General features: G+C 60.3%; 22 protein-coding genes. 19 read left to right on the top strand and 3 right to left on the bottom strand.

Annotated features, from left to right (window positions below; translation table 11 throughout):
- Positions 1-7: 7 nt before the first annotated feature.
- The 11 genes from phnF to phnP all read left to right on the top strand — a co-directional run bounded on the left by phnF (position 8) and on the right by phnP (position 8,186).
- The gene (gene phnF / locus ACOTXF_RS21600; protein ID WP_023326523.1) at positions 8-733 is read left to right on the top strand and encodes a phosphonate metabolism transcriptional regulator PhnF; all 726 of its coding nucleotides are present in this window, start codon (positions 8-10) and stop codon (positions 731-733) included.
- Entirely contained in the window at positions 734-1,186 is a 453-nt protein-coding gene (phnG, locus tag ACOTXF_RS21595; RefSeq protein WP_047746722.1) for a phosphonate C-P lyase system protein PhnG, read from the top strand.
- Positions 1,183-1,767 (top strand): phosphonate C-P lyase system protein PhnH, encoded by a 585-nt coding sequence (gene phnH, locus ACOTXF_RS21590; protein WP_008500060.1) that lies wholly within the window; start codon positions 1,183-1,185, stop codon positions 1,765-1,767. Before phnG ends, phnH begins: the two co-directional genes overlap by 4 nt.
- Complete coding sequence (locus tag ACOTXF_RS21585) at positions 1,767-2,831, top strand: carbon-phosphorus lyase complex subunit PhnI (protein WP_232927268.1); 1,065 nt, start codon at positions 1,767-1,769, stop codon at positions 2,829-2,831. Before phnH ends, ACOTXF_RS21585 begins: the two co-directional genes overlap by 1 nt.
- A complete protein-coding gene (locus ACOTXF_RS21580) occupies positions 2,824-3,669 on the top strand; it encodes an alpha-D-ribose 1-methylphosphonate 5-phosphate C-P-lyase PhnJ (protein WP_021242919.1) in 846 nt (281 codons plus the stop codon). Before ACOTXF_RS21585 ends, ACOTXF_RS21580 begins: the two co-directional genes overlap by 8 nt.
- Positions 3,666-4,421 (top strand): phosphonate C-P lyase system protein PhnK, encoded by a 756-nt coding sequence (phnK, locus tag ACOTXF_RS21575; RefSeq protein WP_047746726.1) that lies wholly within the window; start codon positions 3,666-3,668, stop codon positions 4,419-4,421. Before ACOTXF_RS21580 ends, phnK begins: the two co-directional genes overlap by 4 nt.
- A gap of 208 nt (positions 4,422-4,629) precedes the next feature.
- A complete protein-coding gene (gene phnL, locus ACOTXF_RS21570) occupies positions 4,630-5,310 on the top strand; it encodes a phosphonate C-P lyase system protein PhnL (RefSeq protein ID WP_047746729.1) in 681 nt (226 codons plus the stop codon).
- On the top strand, positions 5,307-6,443 hold the full coding sequence (gene phnM / locus ACOTXF_RS21565) for an alpha-D-ribose 1-methylphosphonate 5-triphosphate diphosphatase (RefSeq protein WP_025912331.1): 1,137 nt from the start codon (positions 5,307-5,309) through the stop codon (positions 6,441-6,443). Before phnL ends, phnM begins: the two co-directional genes overlap by 4 nt.
- Positions 6,440-6,991, top strand: coding sequence for a ribose 1,5-bisphosphokinase (gene phnN, locus ACOTXF_RS21560; RefSeq protein ID WP_114138895.1), 552 nt, complete (start codon positions 6,440-6,442; stop codon positions 6,989-6,991). The genes phnM and phnN overlap by 4 nt, the downstream gene beginning before the upstream one ends.
- Complete coding sequence (gene phnO, locus ACOTXF_RS21555) at positions 6,984-7,418, top strand: aminoalkylphosphonate N-acetyltransferase (protein ID WP_048962859.1); 435 nt, start codon at positions 6,984-6,986, stop codon at positions 7,416-7,418. The genes phnN and phnO overlap by 8 nt, the downstream gene beginning before the upstream one ends.
- A gap of 9 nt (positions 7,419-7,427) precedes the next feature.
- The gene (phnP, locus tag ACOTXF_RS21550; protein ID WP_048962860.1) at positions 7,428-8,186 is read left to right on the top strand and encodes a phosphonate metabolism protein PhnP; all 759 of its coding nucleotides are present in this window, start codon (positions 7,428-7,430) and stop codon (positions 8,184-8,186) included.
- Positions 8,187-8,268: 82 nt separating this feature from the next.
- Here phnP and yjdP read toward each other — a convergent pair whose 3' ends face one another.
- Together yjdP and ACOTXF_RS21540 are read right to left on the bottom strand one after the other, a co-directional pair.
- Positions 8,269-8,592 (bottom strand): DDRRRQL repeat protein YjdP, encoded by a 324-nt coding sequence (yjdP, locus tag ACOTXF_RS21545; RefSeq protein WP_008500050.1) that lies wholly within the window; start codon positions 8,590-8,592, stop codon positions 8,269-8,271.
- Between the two features lie 69 nt (positions 8,593-8,661).
- Positions 8,662-10,941: an ATP-binding protein gene (locus tag ACOTXF_RS21540; RefSeq protein WP_047746740.1), complete on the bottom strand. Its 2,280-nt coding sequence runs from the start codon at positions 10,939-10,941 to the stop codon at positions 8,662-8,664.
- A 181-nt stretch (positions 10,942-11,122) separates the two neighbouring features.
- Between ACOTXF_RS21540 and ACOTXF_RS21535 the strand changes: the two genes are divergently transcribed.
- From ACOTXF_RS21535 to lpxO, 7 genes are all read left to right on the top strand, one after another.
- The gene (locus ACOTXF_RS21535; protein ID WP_021242933.1) at positions 11,123-12,643 is read left to right on the top strand and encodes a sugar ABC transporter ATP-binding protein; all 1,521 of its coding nucleotides are present in this window, start codon (positions 11,123-11,125) and stop codon (positions 12,641-12,643) included.
- Positions 12,640-13,635 (top strand): ABC transporter permease subunit, encoded by a 996-nt coding sequence (locus tag ACOTXF_RS21530; protein WP_047746742.1) that lies wholly within the window; start codon positions 12,640-12,642, stop codon positions 13,633-13,635. The genes ACOTXF_RS21535 and ACOTXF_RS21530 overlap by 4 nt, the downstream gene beginning before the upstream one ends.
- 30 nt (positions 13,636-13,665) lie before the next feature.
- The gene (locus ACOTXF_RS21525; protein WP_021242935.1) at positions 13,666-14,607 is read left to right on the top strand and encodes an ABC transporter substrate-binding protein; all 942 of its coding nucleotides are present in this window, start codon (positions 13,666-13,668) and stop codon (positions 14,605-14,607) included.
- Positions 14,608-14,656: 49 nt separating this feature from the next.
- Positions 14,657-15,343 (top strand): D-lyxose/D-mannose family sugar isomerase, encoded by a 687-nt coding sequence (locus ACOTXF_RS21520; protein ID WP_023293504.1) that lies wholly within the window; start codon positions 14,657-14,659, stop codon positions 15,341-15,343.
- Positions 15,344-15,353: 10 nt separating this feature from the next.
- Entirely contained in the window at positions 15,354-16,214 is an 861-nt protein-coding gene (locus ACOTXF_RS21515) for a ketose 1,6-bisphosphate aldolase (RefSeq protein WP_025912336.1), read from the top strand.
- Entirely contained in the window at positions 16,214-17,218 is a 1,005-nt protein-coding gene (locus tag ACOTXF_RS21510; protein WP_232927270.1) for a carbohydrate kinase family protein, read from the top strand. The genes ACOTXF_RS21515 and ACOTXF_RS21510 overlap by 1 nt, the downstream gene beginning before the upstream one ends.
- 143 nt (positions 17,219-17,361) lie before the next feature.
- On the top strand, positions 17,362-18,270 hold the full coding sequence (gene lpxO, locus ACOTXF_RS21505) for a lipid A hydroxylase LpxO (RefSeq protein WP_023293507.1): 909 nt from the start codon (positions 17,362-17,364) through the stop codon (positions 18,268-18,270).
- A 3-nt stretch (positions 18,271-18,273) separates the two neighbouring features.
- Here the strand turns inward: lpxO and ACOTXF_RS21500 are convergent, their stop codons facing one another.
- Complete coding sequence (locus ACOTXF_RS21500) at positions 18,274-19,005, bottom strand: response regulator (RefSeq protein ID WP_021242940.1); 732 nt, start codon at positions 19,003-19,005, stop codon at positions 18,274-18,276.
- Between the two features lie 256 nt (positions 19,006-19,261).
- Here ACOTXF_RS21500 and fdhF point away from each other — a divergent pair, with 256 nt between their 5' ends.
- The gene (fdhF, locus tag ACOTXF_RS21495; RefSeq protein WP_084832290.1) at positions 19,262-21,409 is read left to right on the top strand and encodes a formate dehydrogenase subunit alpha; all 2,148 of its coding nucleotides are present in this window, start codon (positions 19,262-19,264) and stop codon (positions 21,407-21,409) included.
- The last annotated feature ends 342 nt before the right edge of the window (positions 21,410-21,751 follow it).

Raw genomic sequence — 21,751 nt, 5'->3', positions numbered from 1 at the left:
GTTTTCTATGCACTTATCCAGACATCCGACCAGTTACCCCACCCGCTGGCAAGAGATCGCGGCAAAGCTCGAAGTGGAGCTGCGCACGCACTACCGCTGCGGAGACTACCTTCCTGCCGAGCAGCAGCTTGCTGACCGCTATGAGGTGAACCGACACACCCTGCGCCGCGCCATTGACCAGCTGGTCGAGCGCGGCTGGGTCCAGCGCCGTCAGGGCGTGGGCGTGCTGGTGCTGATGCGCCCGTTCGACTACCCGCTTAACGCCCAGGCGCGCTTTAGCCAGAACCTGCTGGATCAGGGCAGCCACCCGACCAGCGAAAAGCTGCTCTCGGTGCTGCGTCCGGCCTCCAGCCACGTGGCGGACGCGCTGGGTATTCAGGAGGGCGACAACGTCATCCACCTGCGCACGCTGCGCCGGGTCAACGGCGTCGCGGTGTGCCAGATCGATCACTACTTCGCGGACCTCACCCTCTGGCCGGTGCTGCAGAATTTCTCCAGCGGATCGCTGCATGATTTTCTCCAGAATGCGACAGGCATTGCGCTGAAACGCACCCAGACGCGCATCAGCGCCCGCCGCGCGCAGGCGAAAGAGAGCAAGGTGCTGGAGATCCCCAATATGGCCCCGCTGCTCTGCGTGCGCACCCTCAACCACCGTGACGGCGAGATCGACGCGACGGAATACTCCGTCAGCCTGACCCGCGCCGACATGATTGAATTTACCATGGAGCACTGAATGCACTTCGACACCGCCACTCGTCAGCGCTGGATGCGCGTGCTGGCCCATAGCCAGCCTGCTGCGCTGGCTGCCCGCATGAACGCCCTCAGCCTGGCTCCCGGGTACGACCTCCTCCGCGCGCCGGAGATCGGCCTCGTTCAGATCCAGGCGCGCATGGGCGGTACCGGCGCGCGCTTCTTCGCCGGGGACGCCACCCTCACCCGCGCAGCGATCCGCCTGCACAGCGGCACGCTGGGCTACGGCTACGTGCTGGGGCGTGATAAAGCGCACGCCGAGCGCTGCGCGGTCATCGACGCCCTTTTGCAGGAACCCCCGCATTTCCAGACGCTGATGGAAACCCTTATTTCCCCGCTGGAGGCCGACCGCGCCGCACGCCTTGCCGCGCGTCAGGCCGAAGTGAATACCAGCCGGGTCGACTTCTTTACGCTCGTTCGCGGAGACAACGCATGACGCTTCAACCTGCTTTTACCCTGGCCGTCCAGGATGCCCAACACAGTTTTCGTCGCCTGCTGAAGGCCATGAGCGAGCCGGGCGTGATTGTCTCGCTGCACCAGCTCTCTCAGGGCTGGCTGCCGCTGAACCTGGCGACAACCAGCGTGCTGCTTACCCTGGCCGATAACGATACCCCGGTATGGCTTTCGGGCGCGCTGTCGAACGATATCGCCAACCAGAACCTGCGTTTTCACACCGGCGCCCCGCTTGTTGAACAGCCGCAGCAGGCAATCTTTGCCGTGGCCGACGAACAAATCAGCCATGAACAGCTGAATGCCCTGAGCGAAGGCACCGCCGTCGCCCCGGAAACCAGCGCCACGCTGATTTTGCAGGTCGCCAGCCTGAGCGGCGGCCGCATGCTGCGCCTGACGGGCGCAGGCATCGCCGACGAGCGCATGGTCGCGCCGCAGCTGCCGGAGTGCATCATTCACGAGCTGACCGAGCGCCCGCACCCGTTCCCGCTGGGCATTGACCTGATCCTGACCTGCGGCGAGCGCCTGCTGGCCATCCCGCGGACCACCCACGTGGAGGTGTGCTGATGTACGTTGCCGTCAAAGGGGGCGAAAAAGCGATCGCCGCCGCCCATGCGCTCCAGGCGCACAGACGACGGGGTGATGAACAGCTCCCTGAGCTGAGCGTAGGCCAGATTGAACAGCAGCTTAATCTCGCCGTCGATCGGGTGATGACCGAGGGCGGTATCGCCGACCGCGAGCTGGCGGCGCTGGCCCTCAAGCAGGCCAGCGGCGATAACGTGGAAGCCATCTTCCTGCTGCGCGCCTACCGCACCACGCTGGCGAAGCTGGCGGTCAGCGAACCCATCAACACGGCGGAGATGCGCCTGGAGCGCCGCATTTCTGCCGTTTATAAAGACATTCCCGGCGGCCAGCGGCTCGGCCCTACCTATGACTACACCCATCGCCTGCTGGATTTTACCCTGCTGGCGAACGGCGAGGCGCCACGACTCAGTACCTCTGACGCCGAACAGGAACCGTCTCCGCACGTCTTCAGCCTGCTGGCGAAACAGGGTCTGGCGAAGGCGGAAGAGGACTCCGGCGCGCAGCCGGATGACATCACCCGCACGCCGCCGGTTTACCCGTGCTCGCGTTCGTCCCGCCTGCAGCAGCTGATGCGCGGCGACGAGGGCTATCTGCTGGCGCTGGCCTACTCCACCCAGCGTGGCTACGGGCGCAACCACCCGTTTGCCGCCGAAATTCGCAGCGGCTATATCGACGTCGAAATCGTGCCGGAAGAGCTGGGTTTTGCCGTAAACGTCGGCGCACTGCTGATGACCGAGTGTGAAATGGTGAACGGTTTTGTCGCGCACGAAAATGAAGACCCGCACTTTACCCGCGGCTACGGGCTGGTGTTTGGCCTCGGCGAACGCAAGGCGATGGCCATGGCGCTGGTCGACCGCGCCCTGCAGGCACCGGACTACGGCGAGCACGTTGCTGGCCCGGCGCAGGACGAAGAGTTTGTGCTGGCCCACGCGGATAACGTCGAGGCCGCGGGCTTCGTCTCGCACCTCAAGCTGCCGCACTACGTCGATTTCCAGGCCGAACTGGAACTGCTGAAACGCCTGCAACGGGAGCGCAAACATGGCTAACTTAAGCGGCTACAACTTTGCCTATCTGGACGAGCAAACCAAACGCATGATCCGGCGCGCCATCTTAAAAGCGGTGGCGATTCCTGGCTATCAGGTGCCGTTCGGCGGCCGCGAAATGCCGATGCCCTACGGCTGGGGGACGGGCGGCATCCAGATTACCGCCAGCGTGATCGGCGAGGCGGACGTGCTGAAGGTCATCGACCAGGGCGCGGACGACACCACCAACGCCGTATCGATCCGCACCTTCTTTCAGCGGGTAACGGGCGTCGCGACCACCGAAAAAACCGAAGACGCGACGCTGATCCAGACCCGCCACCGCATTCCGGAAACCCCGCTGGCTGAAGATCAGATTCTGATTTTCCAGGTGCCGATCCCGGAGCCGCTGCGCTTTATCGAGCCGCGCGAAACCGAAACCCGCACCATGCACGCCCTGGAAGAGTACGGCGTGATGCAGGTGAAGCTGTATGAGGATATCGCCCGCTTCGGCCATATCGCCACCACCTACGCCTACCCGGTGAAGGTCAACGGCCGCTACGTGATGGACCCGTCGCCGATCCCAAAATTCGATAACCCGAAGATGGACATGATGCCCGCCCTGCAGCTGTTCGGTGCCGGACGTGAAAAACGCATCTACGCCGTACCGCCGTACACCCGTGTAGAGAGTCTCGATTTTGACGATCACCCGTTTACGGTGCAGGAGTGGGACGAGCCGTGCGCCATCTGCGGATCCAAACACAGCTACCTGGACGAAGTGGTGCTGGACGACACGGGCAAACGGATGTTTGTCTGCTCCGACACCGATTTCTGCCGCCAACAGAGCGAGGCGAACGGCCAATGAAACCGCTGCTTTCGGTAAATAACCTGACCCACCTGTATGCGCCGGGCAAAGGCTTCAGCGACGTGTCGTTCGAGCTGTGGCCGGGCGAAGTGCTGGGCATTGTCGGCGAGTCCGGTTCCGGCAAAACCACTCTGCTGAAATCCATCTCCGCGCGCCTGACGCCGCAGAACGGCGACATTTTATATGAGGGCGCCTCGCTCTACGGCATGAGCGAGGCCGAGCGCCGCCGCCTGCTGCGCACCGAGTGGGGCGTGGTGCACCAGCACCCGATGGACGGCCTGCGCCGTCAGGTCTCTGCCGGAGGCAATATCGGCGAACGCCTGATGGCCACCGGCGCGCGCCACTACGGCAATATCCGCGCTACGGCGCAACACTGGCTGGAAGAAGTGGAAATCCCCGCCTCGCGTATCGAAGACCTGCCCACCACCTTCTCCGGCGGCATGCAGCAGCGCCTGCAGATCGCCCGCAACCTGGTCACGCACCCGAAGCTGGTGTTTATGGATGAACCCACCGGCGGGCTGGACGTCTCGGTGCAGGCGCGCCTGCTCGACCTGCTGCGCGGCCTGGTGGTAGAGCTGAACCTGGCAGTGGTGATTGTCACCCACGATCTGGGCGTTGCGCGCCTGCTGGCGGACCGCCTGCTGGTGATGAAGCAGGGTCGGGTGGTGGAAAGTGGGTTAACCGACCGCGTGCTCGACGATCCCCACCATCCCTACACCCAACTGCTGGTGTCGTCCGTGTTGCAGAACTGAGGGTGCTGCTGCCGGGTGGCGCTGCGCTTACCCGGCCTACGAATAGCGCACCTGTAGGCCGGGTAAGGCGAAGCCGCCACCCGGCAACGCGAACACCGCACCTTGTAGGCCGGGTAAGGCATAGCCGCCACCCGGCAACGCGAACACCGCACCTTGTAGGCCGGGTAAGGCATAGCCGCCACCCGGCAAAACGAATCGCGAGGCCAACATGATCCACGTACAAAACGTAAGTAAGACCTTTGTGCTCCACCAGCAAAACGGCGTGCGCCTGCCGGTGCTGCAAAATGCCTCGCTGGAGGTTAATCGCGGCGAATGCGTGGTGCTGCACGGCCACTCCGGCAGCGGAAAATCGACCCTGCTGCGCTCCCTTTATGCCAACTATCTGCCCGACGAAGGCCATATTCATATTCGCCACGGCGATGAATGGATCGACCTGGTGCAGGCCCCGGCGCGTAAGGTGCTGGAGGTGCGCCGCTCGACGATCGGCTGGGTGAGCCAGTTTCTGCGGGTGATCCCGCGGATCTCCGCCCTGGACGTGGTGATGCAGCCATTGCTGGATCTTGGCGTACCGCGCGAAACCTGTGCCGCCAAAGCCGCCAGCCTGCTGACGCGCCTCAACGTGCCGGAGCGCCTGTGGCACCTTGCCCCGTCGACCTTTTCCGGCGGCGAGCAGCAGCGCGTCAATATCGCCCGCGGCTTTATCGTCGACTACCCGATTTTACTTCTGGATGAACCCACCGCCTCGCTCGACGATAAAAACAGCGCGGCAGTGGTGGAGCTGATCGAACAGGCCAAAGCGCGCGGGGCGGCGATCGTCGGGATCTTCCACGACGAGAACGTTCGCACCCGCGTCGCAGACAGGCTGCACCCAATGGGGACTCCCGCATGATTATCAATAACGTCAAGCTGGTACTGGACAATGAGGTGGTTGACGGCTCGATTGAGATCCAGGACGGAACCATCCGCGCGTTTGCTGAAACCCAGAGCCGCTCGCCCGAGGCGATGGACGGTGAAGGCGGCTGGCTGCTGCCGGGGCTGATCGAACTGCATACCGATAATCTGGACAAGTTCTTCACTCCCCGCCCGAAGGTAGACTGGCCCGCGCATTCAGCGATGAGCAGCCACGACGCGCTGATGGTCGCCAGCGGCATCACCACCGTACTGGACGCGGTGGCGATTGGCGACGTGCGCGACGGCGGCGACCGTCTGGAGAACCTGGAGAAGATGATCAACGCCGTGGAGGAGACGCAAAAACGCGGCCTCAACCGCGCCGAGCACCGCCTGCACCTGCGCTGCGAGCTGCCGCACCACACTACCCTGCCGCTGTTTGAAAAGCTGGTCGGCCGCGAGCCGGTGTCGCTGGTCTCCCTGATGGACCACTCGCCGGGGCAGCGTCAGTTCGCCAACATTGAAAAGTATCGCGAATACTATCAGGGCAAATATTCTCTCAGCGACGCGGAGATGGCCCGTTACGAAGAAGAGCAGCTGGCGCTTGCGGCACGGTGGTCGCAGCCTAACCGTCTCAGAATTGCGGCGATGTGCCGGGACCGCAATATCGCGCTGGCCAGCCATGACGATGCCACGCACGATCATGTCCTTGAATCCCACCATCTTGGCAGCGTGATCGCTGAATTTCCCACCACGTTCGAGGCGGCTGAAGCCTCCCGCAAGCACGGCATGAACGTGCTGATGGGCGCACCGAACATCGTGCGCGGCGGCTCGCACTCCGGCAACGTCGCGGCAAGCAAGCTCGCGTCCCTTGGCCTGCTGGATATACTCTCGTCCGACTACTACCCCGCCAGCCTGCTCGACGCGGCGTTCCGGGTGGCCGACGACGAGGGCAACCGCTTTACGCTGCCGCAGGCGATTCGCCTGGTGACGAAAAACCCGGCCTCGGCGCTTAACTTGCAAGATCGCGGCGAGATAGCCGAAGGCAAGCGGGCGGATCTGGTGCTGGCCCACCGCAGGGGCGAACACGTTCATATCGACCACGTCTGGCGTCAGGGAAAAAGGGTGTTCTGATGGGAAGACTTATCTGGTTAATGGGGCCGTCCGGCTCCGGTAAGGACAGCCTGCTGTCCGCCTTACGGCAGCAGGAGCATCCGCAACTGCTGGTGGCGCACCGGTACATTACCCGGTCGGCGAATGCGGGGAGTGAAAACCATATCGCCCTGAGCGAGCAGGAGTTTTTCATTCGTGCCGGGCAAAACCTGCTGGCGCTGAGCTGGCACGCCAACGGCTATTACTATGGGATCGGCATCGAGACCGATCTGTGGCTGCATGCGGGGTTCGACGTGCTGGTCAACGGCTCGCGGGCGCATCTTTCGCAAGCGCGCGCCCGCTATGGGGCGGCCCTGCTGCCGGTTTGCCTGCAGGTTTCACCGGACGTCCTGCGCAGCCGGTTGCAGAGCCGGGGTCGTGAATCCTCCCGTGAGATCGATCAGCGGCTTGCGCGTGCGGCGCGCTACACCCCGTCCGACTGCCATATCCTTAATAACGACGGAAGTTTGCTACAGTCAGTCGAGACCTTTTTATCGCTTATCCGTCAGAAGGAAAAACAGCATGCCTGACTGCACGCTTCGCCCCGCCACCGCCGACGATGCGCAAATCGTCTATGCGTTAATCTGCGAATTAAAGCAGGCCGAATTTGATCACCAGGCGTTTCACGCGGGCTATCTTGCCAATCTGCAGGATCACAACATGCGCTACCAGCTTGCCGAACTGGACGGGCAGGTCATCGGCATGATCGGCCTGCACATGCAGTTTCACCTCCACCACGCACGCTGGATCGGCGAGATCCAGGAGCTGGTGGTGATGCCGCAGGTGCGCGGGTTAAAGGTGGGCAGCCAGCTGCTGGCCTGGGCGGAAGGGGTGGCACGAGAGGCCGGCGCGGAGCTGACCGAACTCTCCACCAGCGTGAAGCGCACCGACGCCCACCGTTTTTACGTCCGTGAAGGATATACGCAGAGCCATTTCCGATTCACCAAACCGCTGTAGAGGTGCGTTATGAGTCTGACAATCACGTTAACAGGAACCGGAAGCGCGCAACTCGTGCCGGTCTTTGGCTGCGACTGCGCGGCGTGCCGCCGGGCGCGCCTGCAGGAGACCTATCGCCGTCGCCCCTGTAGCGCGGTGGTCAAATTCAACGATGCGGTGACCCTGCTGGATGCCGGTATTCCGCACCTGATGGACGACTGGGCCGCAGGCAGCTTTCAGCAGTTTTTGCTGACCCATTACCATATGGATCACGTCCAGGGACTCTTCCCCCTGCGCTGGGGCGTGGGCGCGACAATCCCCGTCTACGGTCCGCCGGATGAGGTGGGCTGTGACGACCTGTTTAAACATCCGGGGATTCTGGATTTCAGCCACACGGTCGAACCGTTTGTGATGTTTGAACTTCAGGGAATGCGGGTCACGCCGCTGCCGCTCAACCATTCGAAACTGACCTTCGGGTATCTGCTGGAATCGGCCCACAGCCGCGTGGCCTGGCTGTCCGACACCGCCGGGCTGCCGGAAAAAACGGTGAAGTTCCTGCTTAACAATCAGCCGCAGACGATGATTATCGACTGCAGCCACGAACCGCGCGACGAGACGCCGCGAAACCATTGCGACTTAACTACCGTGATGGCGTTAAACGAAGTGATTGGCTGCCCGCAGGTGATCCTGACGCACATTAGCCATCAGTTTGACGTGTGGATGATGGATAACCCGCTGCCGTCCGGCATTGAAGCGGGGTATGACGGGATGGTGCTGGTTCTCGACTGAGTTTTGCCGGGTGGCGGCTGCGCCTTACCCGGCCTACGCGCCAGGGTTTTGCAGGCCTGCGTCAGCGAAGCGCCACCAGGCTTTAGCCTCGATCGTAATCGTCTTCTAACCTGCGCTCATCCTCTTCCAGACGGCGTCTGTCGTCATCCAGCTGGCGCTGACGCTCGTCTAAACGGCGGCGTCTGTCTTCAAGCTGCCGACGGCGATCGTCATACTGACGGCTATCCATGCGACGGTTATCGTCATAACGATCGTCATCATCGTTGCTGCGGCTGCTGCTGGGGTTATAGGCATCGTTGATCGCCTGCTGAATGTTGCCAATGGCGTCATCAATCACATCGGCATGCGCCAGCTGGCTGGTGAGTGACAGCAGACCAAATAACAGAGCGGTAGAGTAACGTTTCATAATGCCAGACTCGCAGGTGAACTGGCTTTACGATAATGAACGGCGGGAAGCCGGGGTAGCGGAGGAATCTCAAATTACCATCACTCTCCGCAGCGCCTGCGCCAGCTGCACCCGCGTAAACGGCTTGCGCAGTAGCTGAACGTCCGGCAGCTGAGGATTATGCGTGGGCCGTAAATCCTGGCCGCTGATAAGCAGCACCGGAAGCTGCGGATAATGACTGCGCACATGGCTAATCACCTCGGCCCCGCTCAGGCTTCCGGGCAACATCAGGTCGCTGATAAACATGCCAATATCCGGCGACGCCGCCAGCATGCTCAGCGCCTGCTCGCCGTTTTCCGCTTCGAGCGTCAGGTAGCCAAGCTGGTGCAGCTGCTCGCACAGGGTCTGACGGACATCAGCTTCATCTTCCAGCACCAGTACCAGCCGCTCGTTATCGACCGAGGCGGTGGCAGAGAGCGTTTCATCTTCAGGAACTACGGGTAGCGTCGATCGCGGAAGGTGAAGCCGGACGGTCGTCCCCTGCCCCGGCGCGCTCTCGATCTCCACGCGGCCGCCGGACTGGCGCACAAAGCCGTACACCATCGACAGGCCTAACCCGCTCCCGCTCCCGGTCTGTTTGGTGGTGAAGAACGGCTCAAAGACGCGGGATTTCACCTCCTGAGACATCCCGCAGCCGCGGTCAATGACCTCCAGCGCCACCATATCCTGCCTGCGCCCGTCGCTGCGGGTGACGCGCTGATTCCAGGTGCGGATTTTTATCACCCCGCTTTGCCCTTCCATTGCATCGCGCGCGTTCATCACCAGGTTTATGATGGCGTTTTCCAGCTGGCTAACGTCTATCCAGGCGGGCCATGCCGGGGATTGCGCTTCGATCTCCAGGGTCAGGGTGGCAGGGAGGGAGTGACGCAGCAGTTCCCGGAGGTTCTCCAGCAGCGGCTGCATCTCTACCGCATGCGGGGTCAGGGATTGCTTGCGGGAAAACGCCAGCAGGCGCTGGGTCAGCAAGGCGCCACGCTCGGCCGCCTTCAGCGCCCGGGTAATGCGCGGCGCGTCGTTTGATTCGGGGTCGGTCAGCTCAAGGCTGCCGATGATCACCGCCAGCAGGTTATTAAAATCATGCGCCAGCCCGCCCGTCAGCTGTCCGACGGCCTTCATTTTCTGGCTGTGCAGGAGCGCCTCTTCCAGCCCCTGACGCTCAATGCGGTCGATCTCCATCTGCGTGGTTTTTTCTTTCAGCAGACGCGTGGTGTGCTCAAGCGAGGCGGTGTTGCGGGCAAAAACGTTAAACGCGCGCGCCAGTTCACCCAGCTCATCACGCCGCTGCAGCGCGGGAACGGAAACATCCTGTTCGCCGTGAGCAAGGCGTGACATCGCCCGGGAAATGGCCGTCAGATTGGAGGCCAGATGGCGGTAGATATACCAGCAGGCACACCCGGTGATGATCAGCGCCAGCACGGCGAAAATGGTGATAAACACGCTGATGGATTGCAGTTCGTGATGGCTCTGGGCGGTGCGAAGCCGGGAGGCCTGCGCCACCTGCTCAACGTATTGATTGATATCGCTGTTGAGGATCGCCACCAGCGCCTTGATGTGGAACATGTACCAGCTTATCGCCAGATCGCTCTCCTCCAGCTGATTCGACAGCGGGGCGAGCTGACCTAGCTCGGCATTAAAATCAGGCAGAACCGCCTTCACAACCGGCTGTGCGGCACTCCGGGGCAGCGTTGCGGCCACCGCGTCCAGTTGCTGAACGGTTGCGCGCGGCGAAGGGGTATCGATGGCGGCGGCGATTAGCCGGTCCATCTCCATCAGCTGCTGCGCATCCGGTACGTTACTGTCATAACGGCGGTTGATGTCCTGCAGATGGCGCAGGTAGCTCTGGCTTTGGTACAGCGAGCTCAGCAGCGCGTTACGCTCCAGATGGCGTCGCTGTCCGCGCTCCAGCATCTCCGTCACGCTCTGCTGGAGCTCATTGCTTCGTTGAATAATACGCGCCACCAGCGCCGGCTCCTGCTGCGCCAGCGGCGCCTCCGCAAGCTGCTCCAGCGAGTGGCGCAGGGCCATTTGCGTCTGCTTCAGGCGATCGGCTTCACCTTTGTACTCGAGCGCCCCTACCACCTGCGAGAGCCGCACCGCCGCCGTTGCCACGCTGGCGGTGTCGCGGGCCAGGTTCATGCTGCCGGTCATGTCGTCCAGCGTTTGCTGCTGGACCTGCTCCTGGATTTGGCTGGCGTGGCGGAAGCCGAGCACCGCCACGCCGCTCACCATCAGCGTCACGGCGACCACCAGCAGATTGAAAATCAGCAGGCGGCCTCGGGCGCTGGCGAAGAACGGGGGGCGTGATGGCATGGGGTTGGGCTCCTGTGCGGTTTGGTGCCCTCACCCTGGCCCTCTCCCACAGGGAGAGGGAAAAGGAAAATGTGATGGCGATTAGCTATTCATAACTATGACAAATATGAACAGCTTCTGACATTTTGCATTTACGCACCTGTGATGAAGTGCAGAAATCGGCATTCACAGGAGATCCGCCATGAGCAGAACCCCGGTATTAGAGATGCGCAGCATTGCCAAAACGTTTGGCAGTTTCCACGCGCTCAAGGGTGTGGATTTGACGGTCTTTGCCGGTGAGATCCACGCGCTGATGGGTGAAAACGGCGCAGGCAAAAGCACGCTGATGAAAATCCTTGCGGGCGCCTATACCGCCACCGGCGGCGAGATCCTGATCGACGGCCAGCCGTTTCACATTAAAGGGCCGAAGGATGCGCTGGCCGCAGGCATCACGCTGATTTACCAGGAGATGCAGCTCGCGCCCAATCTGACCGTAGCCGAAAATATCTTCCTCGGCAGCGAGCTGTCGCGCGGCGGGCTGGTCCAGCGCAAGGAGATGGCCGCCCAGGCGCAGGCGGTGATTGACCGCCTCGGCGCGCAGTTTAGCGCCACCGATCTGGTGATGAAGCTCACCATCGCCGAACAGCAGCAGGTGGAAATTGCCCGCGCGCTGCACCGCAACAGCCGCATTCTGGTGATGGATGAACCCACCGCCGCCCTCTCCTCCCGCGAAACCCATCGCCTGTTTGAACTGATTTTGCGCCTGCGCGATGAAGGGATGGCGATCATCTATATCAGCCACCGCATGGCGGAGGTCTATGAACTCTCTGACCGCGTCAGCGTTCTGCGCGACGGGCAGTACGTCGGGAGCCTGACGCGCGACAAGCTGAACGCGTCGGAACTGGTGAAGATGATGGTGGGCCGCCCGCTAAGCGACCTGTTCAACAAGGAGCGTGATATTCCCCTCGGCAGCCCGCGTCTCAACGTCCACCACCTCACCGACGGTAAAAAAGTACAGCCGTGCAGCCTGCAGGTGCGTTCCGGCGAAATCGTCGGGCTGGCGGGACTGGTCGGGGCCGGACGTTCCGAGCTGGCACAGCTTATCTTCGGCGTGCGTAAAGCCACGGGCGGCATGATTGAGGTCGACGGCGAGCCGGTAGTGATCCACTCCCCGCGCGCGGCCATCGAAAACGGCATCGGTTTTCTCACCGAGAACCGCAAGGAGCAGGGGCTGTTTCTGGAGCTGGCGGCGCAGGAGAACATCACTATGGCGACGCTGGAGCGCGACGCCACCTTCGGCTGGCTGAACCGCAAAAAAGCCCAGTCCATTTCCGATGACGCCATTGCCCTGCTCAATATCCGCGTGCCCCATTCGCAGGTGCGCGCAGGCGGTCTTTCCGGCGGCAACCAGCAAAAACTGCTCATCTCCCGCTGGGTCGCCATCGGCCCGCGCATTCTGATTCTGGACGAACCCACGCGCGGCGTGGACGTCGGCGCAAAAAGCGAGATCTACCGCATCATGAACCAGATGGCGCGCAAAGGCGTGGCGATCCTGATGATCTCCAGCGAGCTGCCGGAAGTGGTGGGCATGAGCGACCGGGTTTACGTGATGCGGGAAGGCAGCATCGCGGGCGAGCTTCACGGGCGTGACATCTCTCAGGAAAACATTATGACGCTGGCAACCGGCGTGAACGACACTCATCATCAGGCGGTGCAATCATGACAACTCCAACCCAACCGCAGCAGGTGGCGAAATCCGCCTCCGCCAAAAAAATGCTGATGAGCGATCTGATGCAAACGGTCGGTATTTTGCCGATTCTGATCCTGATTGTGGCGGTTTTTGGCTTTATTGCGCCCAACTTCTTCACTGAGAGCAACCTGCTCAACATCACCCGTCAGGCGTCGATCAACATCGTGCTGGCGGCGGGAATGACCTTTATTATCCTCACCGGCGGGATTGACCTCTCGGTGGGGTCGATTCTCGGCACCACGGCGGTGGCGGCGATGGTGGTGTCGCTCATTCCCGAATTCGCCGGGCTGTCCATTCCGGCCGCGCTGATGCTCGGCATGGTGCTGGGCCTGTTCAACGGCGCGCTGGTGGCCTTCGCCGGACTGCCGCCCTTCATCGTGACGCTCGGCACCTATACGGCGCTGCGCGGCGCGGCTTATCTGCTGGCCGACGGCACCACGGTCATTAACTCCAACATCAACTTCGAGTGGATCGGCAATAACTACCTCGGCCCGATTCCGTGGCTCGTAGTCATTGCCCTGGCGGTCATTGCTATCTGCTGGTTCATCCTGCGCCGCACCACGCTCGGCGTTCATATCTACGCGGTCGGCGGCAACATGCAGGCGGCGCGCTTAACCGGCATCAAGGTCTGGCTGGTGCTGCTGTTTGTCTACGGCATGAGCGGCCTGCTCTCCGGCCTCGGCGGGGTGATGAGCGCCTCGCGCCTCTACAGCGCCAACGGCAACCTCGGCACGGGTTACGAGCTGGATGCAATTGCGGCGGTGATCCTCGGCGGCACCAGCTTCGTCGGCGGGATCGGCACGATCACCGGCACGCTGGTCGGTGCCTTGATCATCGCCACCCTCAACAACGGCATGACGCTGATGGGCGTCTCCTACTTCTGGCAGCTGGTGATCAAAGGGGCGGTGATCATCATTGCGGTGCTGATCGACAAATACCGTACCCGACACCATCAAAGTGCATAACAACAATACCCTACGAGTGAGGAAGACAAGATGCGTTTGAAACCCTTAGTGACCGCGCTCTGTGCTGGCGCGCTGCTTGCCGCAACGCCGTTTGCGCAGGCGAAAGATCTGAAGTCCATTGGCGTGACGGTGGGCGACCTGGCTAACCCGTTCTTCGTGCAGATCACCAAAGGTGCCGAGCTGGAAGCGCGCAAGCTGGCGGGCGATAACGTCAAGGTGACGCTGGTCTCCAGCGGGTACGATCTGGGCCAGCAGGTGGCGCAGATCGACAACTTCATTGCCGCGAAAGTGGACATGATCATCCTCAACGCCGCGGACTCCAAAGGGATCGGCCCGGCGGTGAAGCGTGCTAAGGACGCCGGGATCGTGGTCGTGGCGGTTGACGTGGCGGCGGAAGGGGCTGATGCCACCATCACCTCCGATAACACCCAGGCGGGTGAGATGGCCTGTAAGTACATTACCGACCGCCTGAAAGGGAAAGGCAACGTGGTGATCATCAACGGACCGCCGGTCTCTGCGGTACAAAACCGCGTAGAAGGTTGCCAGACGGAGTTCAAAAAACATCCTGATATCAAGGTGCTCTCGGATAACCAGAACGCCAAGGGCAGTCGTGAAGGCGGTCTGGAAGTCATGACCTCCCTGCTGGCGGCCAATCCGAAGATCGACGGCGTGTTTGCGATTAACGATCCGACCGCGATCGGCGCCGATCTGGCCGCGAAACAGGCTCAGCGCAATGAGTTCTTTATCGTTGGCGTGGATGGATCGCCGGACGGTGAGGAAGCGCTGAAGCGTGAAAACTCGCTGTTTGTTGCTACCCCGGCGCAGGATCCGCAGGTCATGGCGGCAAAAGCGGTGGAGATTGGCTATGACATTCTTCAGGGCAAACCTGCGCCGAAAGCGCCCGTGCTGATCCCGGTGACGATGATCGATAAAAAGAACGTCGGCACGTATAAGGGGTGGACGGTTAAATGATCCTTTTCCCTCTCCCGCAGGGAGAGGGTACTGTTTTCAAGGAGTCCCCATGAAACGCTCCGACATCAATGAAATCCTCGGCCACACGCGGCAGTTTTTCTCCATGCACGACGTTCATCTCCCGCCTTTTGCCAGCTTTCCGCCAACGAAATGGCAGCAGCTTGACCAGGCCGCATGGCAGGAAGTGTTCGACCTCAAGCTCGGCTGGGACGTGACGGCGTTCGGCGGCAACAACTTTGCCGCTGAGGGCCTGACGCTGTTTACCCTGCGCAACGGCTCGCCCAACGGCGTGCCTTATGAAAAAAGCTATGCCGAAAAAATCATGCACGTGCGCGACGGCCAGGTGACGCCGATGCATTTTCACTGGCGCAAGCGCGAAGACATCATCAACCGGGGCGGCGGGAATCTGATCATTGAGTTATGGAATGCCGGAGCGCATGAAGAGACGGAAAACACCGACGTGACCGTCACCGTCGACGGCTGCCGCCAGACCCACGCCCCCGGCAGCCAGCTGCGCCTCACGCCAGGGGAAAGCATCTGCCTGACGCCCACTCTTTACCACAGTTTCTGGGGCGAACGCGGCTTCGGCGACGTGCTGGTGGGCGAAGTTTCCTCGGTTAATGACGATGAACACGACAACCACTTTTTGCAGCCGGTTGCCCGCTATAACAACATCGAAGAAGACGAACCGGCGCTGCTGGTGCTGTGCAACGAGTACAACCTGTTCCGGATATAAGGGGTGAATGATGCCATTGATTTCTCTTGCCGACGGTCTTGCGCACGCCAGACAACACCGCTATGCGCTGGGCGCGTTTAACGTGCTCGACTCCCACTTCCTGCGCGCGCTGTTCGCCGCCGCAAAGCAGGAACGCTCGCCGTTTATCATCAACATCGCGGAAGTGCATTTTAAGTACGTGTCGCTGGATTCTCTTGTCGAAGCGGTGAAGTTCGAGGCCGCTCGCCACGCTATTCCCGTGGTGCTCAACCTCGACCACGGCCTGCATTATGACGCCGTCGTGCGCGCCCTGCGCTTAGGGTTCAGCTCCGTGATGTTCGATGGCTCTACGCTGAGCTATGAGGAAAATGTTCGCCAGACGCGAGAAGTGGTGAAGATGTGCCATGCGGTGGGCGTCTCCGTGGAGGCAGAGCTGGGCGCGGTCGGGGGGGATGAAGGGGGCGCGCTTTACGGACATGCGGATGAAGCCTTCTTCACCGATCCGCAGCTGGCGCGCGAATTTGTTGATTCAACCGGCATCGACGCGCTGGCCGTCGCCATCGGCAACGCACACGGCAAGTATAAAGGCGAGCCGAAGCTCGATTTCCCGCGTCTGGACGCCATTCGTCAGCAGACGGGGCTGCCGCTGGTTTTACACGGCGGCTCCGGGATTAGCGATGCCGACTTCCGCCGCGCCATCGAGCTGGGCATTCATAAAATCAATTTCTATACCGGCATGTCGCAGGCCGCGCTCGCCGCCGTGGAGCAGCGCATGGCGAACCGCCAGCCGCTGTACGACGAGTTTGCCGAACTGCTGCTCGGCATTGAAGAAGCGATTACCGATACGGTCGCCGAACAGATGCGCATCTTCGGCAGCGCGGGGCAGGCATGATGGAACGCAAAGGCATCATCGCCGCAGGCAATATGCTGGTGGACCACGTCCACCAGATCGTGCAGTGGCCGGAGCGCGGCTGGCTGGCGGAAATCACCCACAGCGAACGCGCAACCGGCGGCGCGCCGCTCAACGTCCTGCTAACGCTGGCAAAAATGCACGTTGGCCTGCCGCTGCAGGCGGTGGGGCTGATTGGCGAAGACGGCGACGGGGACTACATTCTGGCGATGCTCGACCAGTACCACGTCAACCGCCAGCGCGTACAGCGCACCACCTTTGCGCCAACCTCCATGTCGCAGGTGATGACCGACCCCAGCGGACAGCGCACCTTTTTCCACTCGCCGGGGGCCAACCGCCTGCTGGATCTTCCCGCCTTCGATCGCTTAGACGGATCGATGAAGATCTTCCATCTCGGCTATCTCCTTCTGCTCGACAGCCTGGATATGCCCGATGACGAGTTCGGCACCCGCAGCGCGCGGCTGCTGGCGCAGATGCGCGACCAGGGGTATGAAACCTCGCTCGATCTGGTTTCCCGCAAGGGCGACCCGCGCTATCAGCCGCTGGTGCTCCCTGCCCTTCGCCATCTCGACTATCTGGTGATTAACGAGCTGGAGGCCGGTGAGTTTAGCGGCCTGACAATGCGTGACGAAAACGACGCCCCGCACATTGCCCATATCGCGGACGCCGCGGCGCAGCTGCTGGCGGCCGGCGTACGCCAGCGGGTGGTGATCCACTGTCCGGAAGGCGCATGGGGAGAAGCTCGCGGTGAAGCGGGTCGCTGGATCCCGTCATGGATGCTGGAGCAGGAAGAGATTATCGGCAGCGTCGGCGCGGGCTATGCCTTTTGCGCGGGCTTTTTATACGGCTGCCATGAATCGCTCCCGCTAACAGAGAGTATTTATCTGGCGCACGCCTGCGCGCGGGCAAGCCTGCTGGCCGCCAATGCGATTGACGGCGCAAAAACGCTGGCCGAGCTGCAGGCGTTTATTCGCGAGAGCATTTAATTTAACAATAATTGCGATTTTTCATTACAGTTCTATGAATTTTATATTCCCGAACTACACTCTCTCCATCTGGCATATTCGGCGTGGGCAGCACTCTGTCCGCACGCTTTTCCGAAATGAGATAGAAAGAGGACAAGGGAAAAATGTTCGCAGTCATCATCATCGGTATTTTCATTATCAGCGTTATTTATGCGCATTCCCGCGGCAAAGAAAAACAGACGCTTTCCCGTCAGCTCTTCGACCATTCGACGTTTATGGCGCCCATCAATATGTTTATGACGGCGTTTTCTTCCCTGCCCGCCAGGCAGCCTTTCTTTGAAACAGAGCGCTTCCCGGAATTAAATAAGCTGACGGAAAACTGGCTGGTTATTCGCGAAGAGGCGCTGCGTTTGCAGCATCATATTAAGGCAGCGGAAAATAATAACGACGCCGGCTTTAACACCTTTTTTAAACGCGGCTGGAAACGTTTTTATCTGAAGTGGTATGCCGATGCCCATCCCTCCGCGCAGTCTTTATGCCCGGTGACGACCCGGCTAGTGAGTGAAATCCCTTCGGTGAAGGCGGCCATGTTTGCCGAGCTGCCGGCGGGTGCAAAGCTTGGCAAGCACCGGGATCCGTATGCGGGCTCGGTTCGTTACCATCTGGGCTTATTCACCCCGAATGACGATCGCTGCTTTATTGAAGTCGACGGGCAGCGCCACAGCTGGCGGGATGGTGAAGCCGTTATTTTTGATGAGACCTACGTCCACTGGGCAGAAAATAAATCGGATCAAACGCGCATTATTCTCTTCTGCGATATCGAGCGTCCGATGAAATGGCGCTGGGCGCAGGCGGTTAACCATTGGGTGGGAACCACGCTGATGTCTGCGGCCAGCTCACCGAATGACGAGAATGACAGCACCGGCGGCATTAACCGCATTTTTAAATACGTTCATGCGGGCCGCGAACGGGGGCAGCGTCTGAAAAAAAGGAACCGTAAGGCCTATTACGCCCTCAAGTATTTGTGCATCATCGCGATTTTTGCCGCCATCATTGTTCCGGCGATAACGTAAGCCTTATGCCGCCTGTTCGGGCCGGCTCACGTCAGTGGCAAACACGTAACCCAACCCGCGGATGGTTTTGATGAGCGCAGGCTGATGCGGGTTAGCCTCTATTTTCCGGCGCAGGCGCATGATCAGCACGTCAATCGTGCGGTCGAACACGTCGGCGCTTTCGCTGTGGGTCAGCTCAAGCAGCCGATCGCGGCTCAGCACCCGGCGGGCATTTTGCGTGAGCGCCAGCAGCAGGCCGTACTCGCCCTGGGTTAAGGGCACGGTATTACGCTGCGGATCAATCAGCTCACAGCGGGTGGTATCAAGCGTCCATCCGTTAAACGCTATGCCCGCGACGGGCGCTGCTGGGGCTTCTGCCGCCAGCGCGCCCGTTCGGCGCAACACCGCTTTCACCCGGGCGACCACCACGCGCGGGTTGAACGGTTTGCCAATATAATCGTCGGCCCCCATCTCCAGCCCCACCACCACGTCTGACTCACTGCCCAGGCCGGTTAACATCACAACCGGTAGCGCCGGACGCTGCTTTTGCAGCTGCAGCAGAACCTGCAGGCCGTTGATATCCGGCAGCATCATATCCAGCAGCACAAGCGCGATATTCGGCTCCTGCTGCACCTGGCGCAGCGCATCCTGGCCGTTATGGCAGACAAGCACGCTAAAGACGTGCTCGCTCAGCACGTCCTGAAGCAGTTCGCAGACTGCCGTATCGTCATCAACCACCAGAATCGCCGGTTTCATCGTATGCTTCCGTCAGGGGATTATGTTAAGTCTGAACTATTCTGCCGTCGGCTCCAGTCAAAAGGTTTTTTCAGTGACGGAAATTCAACCCATGTCACATCCGCCGCCCTGTCGACACGTCAATTTTGACGATTGGCTGCTTTTTGTCAGGGTTATCACCCCGGATGGGCCGTAAAGTCAGGGGATACCCATACAAAAAACATGGCATAGAAGCTGCATAGTGGGTGCGAACGATTCGATTAACTGGAGCAGACTGATGAAAAAAGTCGTCACGGTTTGCCCTTATTGTGCCTCAGGTTGCAAGATCCACCTGGTGGTCGATAACGGCAAAATCGTCCGGGCGGAGGCCGCGCAGGGGAAAACCAACCAGGGCACGCTGTGCCTGAAAGGGTACTACGGCTGGGATTTTATTAACGATACCCAAATCCTTACCCCGCGCCTGAAAACCCCTATGATCCGCCGCGAGCGCGGCGGCAAGCTGGAAGCCGTCTCCTGGAACGAGGCGCTGGATTATGTCGCCACGCGCCTGAGTGCCATTAAGGCCAAGTATGGCCCGGATGCGATTCAGACCACCGGCTCTTCCCGCGGGACGGGAAATGAAACCAACTATGTGATGCAAAAATTCGCGCGCGCCGTTATTGGTACCAATAACGTCGACTGCTGCGCTCGCGTCTGACACGGCCCATCGGTTGCAGGTCTGCACCAGTCGGTCGGTAACGGCGCAATGAGTAATGCCATCAACGAGATAGATAATACCGATCTCGTCTTCATCTTTGGTTATAACCCGGCGGATTCTCACCCTATCGTCGCGAACCACGTTATTCGCGCTAAACAGAATGGGGCGAAAATCATCGTCTGCGATCCGCGCAAAATTGAAACCGCGCGCATTGCGGATATGCACATTGCATTGAAAAACGGTTCAAACATCGCGCTGTTGAACGCAATGGGGCACGTCATTATTGAGGAGAACCTGTACGACCAGGCGTTTGTCGCGACCCGTACAGAAGGCTTTGAAGAGTATAAGAAAATAGTCGAGGGCTATACGCCTGAATCCGTCGAAGCGATAACCGGCGTCAGCGCGCAGGAGATTCGTCAGGCGGCCAGAATGTATGCCGGGGCAAAAACCGCCGCCATTCTCTGGGGCATGGGCGTGACCCAGTTCTACCAGGGCGTGGAAACCGTGCGCTCGCTCACCAGCCTTGCGATGCTGACCGGTAATCTGGGTAAAGCGCACGTTGGCGTGAACCCGGTGCGTGGTCAGAATAACGTGCAGGGCGCCTGCGATATGGGCGCGCTGCCGGATACTTATCCGGGCTACCAGTACGTGAAGTTCCCGGAAAACCGCGCCAAGTTCGCGAAGGCGTGGGGCGTGGAAAGCCTGCCGGAACACACCGGATATCGCATCAGCGAGCTGCCGCACCGCGCGGCGCATGGCGAAGTGCGTGCGGCCTATATCATGGGTGAAGATCCGCTTCAGACCGACGCCGAGCTTTCTGCAGTGCGTAAAGGGTTTGAGGATCTGGAGCTGGTGATTGTCCAGGATATCTTCATGACCAAAACCGCGGCGGCGGCGGATGTCATTTTACCGTCGACCTCCTGGGGCGAGCATGAAGGCGTCTACACGGCGGCCGACCGCGGCTTCCAGCGCTTCTTCAAGGCGGTCGAGCCGAAGTGGGATCTGAAAACGGACTGGCAGATCATCAGTGAAATCGCCACCCGCATGGGCTACCCGATGCACTACAACAACACCCAGGAGATCTGGGATGAGTTGCGCAGCCTGTGTCCGGACTTCTACGGCGCCACCTATGAAAAAATGGGTGAGCTGGGCTACATCCAGTGGCCGTGTCGGGATGAGTCAGAGGCCGATCAGGGGACGTCCTATCTCTTTAAGGAGAAATTCGACACCCCGAACGGGCTGGCGCAGTTCTTCACCTGCGACTGGGTCGCGCCGATCGATAAACTCACCGATGAGTATCCGATGGTGCTCTCCACCGTACGCGAAGTGGGCCATTACTCCTGTCGTTCGATGACCGGAAACTGCGCCGCGCTGGCGGCGCTGGCGGACGAACCGGGCTACGCGCAGATCAACACCGCCGATGCGGAACGGCTCGGTATTGAGGATGAAGCGCTGGTGTGGGTGAACTCGCGCAAAGGGCGGATCATCACCCGTGCGCAGGTCAGCGATCGTCCAAACAAAGGGGCGGTCTATATGACCTACCAGTGGTGGATTGGTGCCTGTAACGAGCTGGTGACCGAGAACTTAAGCCCGATAACCAAAACGCCGGAGTATAAATACTGCGCCGTAAACGTTGAGCCGATTGCGGATCAGCACGCCGCGGAACAGTATGTGATCGACGAATATAACAAGCTAAAAGCCCGACTGCGCGAAAGCGCAATCGGTTGAAGCCGTTAATTCATCGATGAATAAAGGGAGTGAAATATTCACTCCCTTTTTATTTCCGAGTAACCCATCAATAATATCAATTAACATTCTGGAAAACGGCTCGCAGAAATAATGTAATTTTCGCGAAAAAGAATTACATCTTTGCATTTTAATTCAGAGGGATAAGATATTCGGCGGGTGCTTAAGACTTTCTGTCTTGAGCATTGTTGAGGGACAGAAAGTAGAAAGCCCCGGGAAATTTTCATTTACCTGTACTGCACCCATTTTGTTGGACGATGAAATGGAATAGTCCCTGATATGTCAAAGCCAAAATACCCCTTCGAAAAGCGCCTTGAAGTCGTG

It is taken from the genome of Enterobacter cloacae complex sp. IR53041 (assembly GCF_049238285.1).
GTDB classification, from domain to species: Bacteria; Pseudomonadota; Gammaproteobacteria; order Enterobacterales; family Enterobacteriaceae; genus Enterobacter; species Enterobacter roggenkampii.
This window is presented reverse-complemented; position numbering and strand designations above follow the sequence as displayed.

What these genes read in the sequence shown, in the direction of transcription:
- ACOTXF_RS21500 (WP_021242940.1), bottom strand. Translation starts at nt 19,005, where the DNA reads ATGAAACCGGCGATTCTGGTGGTTGATGACGATACGGCAGTCTGCGAA.
- phnL (WP_047746729.1), top strand. Translation starts at nt 4,630, where the DNA reads ATGATCCACGTACAAAACGTAAGTAAGACCTTTGTGCTCCACCAGCAA.
- phnH (WP_008500060.1), top strand. Translation starts at nt 1,183, where the DNA reads ATGACGCTTCAACCTGCTTTTACCCTGGCCGTCCAGGATGCCCAACAC.
- phnP (WP_048962860.1), top strand. Translation starts at nt 7,428, where the DNA reads ATGAGTCTGACAATCACGTTAACAGGAACCGGAAGCGCGCAACTCGTG.
- phnO (WP_048962859.1), top strand. Translation starts at nt 6,984, where the DNA reads ATGCCTGACTGCACGCTTCGCCCCGCCACCGCCGACGATGCGCAAATC.
- ACOTXF_RS21520 (WP_023293504.1), top strand. Translation starts at nt 14,657, where the DNA reads ATGAAACGCTCCGACATCAATGAAATCCTCGGCCACACGCGGCAGTTT.
- lpxO (WP_023293507.1), top strand. Translation starts at nt 17,362, where the DNA reads ATGTTCGCAGTCATCATCATCGGTATTTTCATTATCAGCGTTATTTAT.
- ACOTXF_RS21515 (WP_025912336.1), top strand. Translation starts at nt 15,354, where the DNA reads ATGCCATTGATTTCTCTTGCCGACGGTCTTGCGCACGCCAGACAACAC.
- phnF (WP_023326523.1), top strand. Translation starts at nt 8, where the DNA reads ATGCACTTATCCAGACATCCGACCAGTTACCCCACCCGCTGGCAAGAG.
- phnM (WP_025912331.1), top strand. Translation starts at nt 5,307, where the DNA reads ATGATTATCAATAACGTCAAGCTGGTACTGGACAATGAGGTGGTTGAC.
- ACOTXF_RS21580 (WP_021242919.1), top strand. Translation starts at nt 2,824, where the DNA reads ATGGCTAACTTAAGCGGCTACAACTTTGCCTATCTGGACGAGCAAACC.
- phnK (WP_047746726.1), top strand. Translation starts at nt 3,666, where the DNA reads ATGAAACCGCTGCTTTCGGTAAATAACCTGACCCACCTGTATGCGCCG.
- ACOTXF_RS21510 (WP_232927270.1), top strand. Translation starts at nt 16,214, where the DNA reads ATGGAACGCAAAGGCATCATCGCCGCAGGCAATATGCTGGTGGACCAC.
- phnG (WP_047746722.1), top strand. Translation starts at nt 734, where the DNA reads ATGCACTTCGACACCGCCACTCGTCAGCGCTGGATGCGCGTGCTGGCC.
- yjdP (WP_008500050.1), bottom strand. Translation starts at nt 8,592, where the DNA reads ATGAAACGTTACTCTACCGCTCTGTTATTTGGTCTGCTGTCACTCACC.
- ACOTXF_RS21540 (WP_047746740.1), bottom strand. Translation starts at nt 10,941, where the DNA reads ATGCCATCACGCCCCCCGTTCTTCGCCAGCGCCCGAGGCCGCCTGCTG.
- ACOTXF_RS21585 (WP_232927268.1), top strand. Translation starts at nt 1,767, where the DNA reads ATGTACGTTGCCGTCAAAGGGGGCGAAAAAGCGATCGCCGCCGCCCAT.
- ACOTXF_RS21530 (WP_047746742.1), top strand. Translation starts at nt 12,640, where the DNA reads ATGACAACTCCAACCCAACCGCAGCAGGTGGCGAAATCCGCCTCCGCC.
- ACOTXF_RS21535 (WP_021242933.1), top strand. Translation starts at nt 11,123, where the DNA reads ATGAGCAGAACCCCGGTATTAGAGATGCGCAGCATTGCCAAAACGTTT.
- ACOTXF_RS21525 (WP_021242935.1), top strand. Translation starts at nt 13,666, where the DNA reads ATGCGTTTGAAACCCTTAGTGACCGCGCTCTGTGCTGGCGCGCTGCTT.